The 696-nt window shown below is 54.3% G+C and carries 1 protein-coding gene; it reads left to right on the forward strand.

All coding sequences use genetic code 11. The annotated features are described in order from the left end of the window. Positions 1-696: MFS transporter (locus AC23P2_RS31135; protein ID WP_487776796.1), on the forward strand; the 696-nt coding region annotated here is incomplete at both ends.

Genomic DNA, 696 nt, shown 5'->3' on the forward strand with positions numbered 1-696 from the left:
ATTGGCCTGGAGCGAACGCTGCTCCCCGAGCTGGCCGAGCAGGAGTTTGGCCTGGTGGCCCGCACGGCCCTGCTATCTTTTATTGTCGTTTTTGGCGTAAGCAAAGCCTTCACCAATTACTTCACCGGGGCCTTGGCCAACCGCGTAGGGAGAAAGAATCTGCTGGTGTACGGCTGGCTTTTTGGCCTGCCGGTTCCCCTGATTCTCATGTTTGCTCCCAGTTGGAATTATATCGTGTTGGCCAACGTGCTGCTGGGCATTAACCAGGGACTCTGCTGGTCTTCGACTGTGGTGATGAAAATAGACCTGGTGGGCGAAAAGAACCGGGGACTGGCCATGGGCATCAATGAATCTGCCGGGTACTTGTCGATTGCCCTGGTCGCTTTTGGGACCGGGTATTTGGCTTCCCGCTATGGTATCAGACCCTATCCTTTCCTGATGGGGGCAGGGTTTGCCGTCATTGGCCTTGTGGGAAGTATCTTTCTGGTCAAGGACACGGCATCCCATGTAAAACTGGAAACGGGCCGTAGCGGGCAGCAAAAGCTTTCGAATGTGTTTTGGGATACTACTTTCGCTCACTCCAATCTGGGAGCCGTTACCCAGGCCGGACTGGTCAATAATTTAAATGACGGAATGGTCTGGGGACTCTTGCCGGTACTGTTGTCGCTGAAGGGTTTTTCCCTGGAGCAAATCGGG

The organism is Runella sp. R0.1_18, assembly GCF_057652155.1.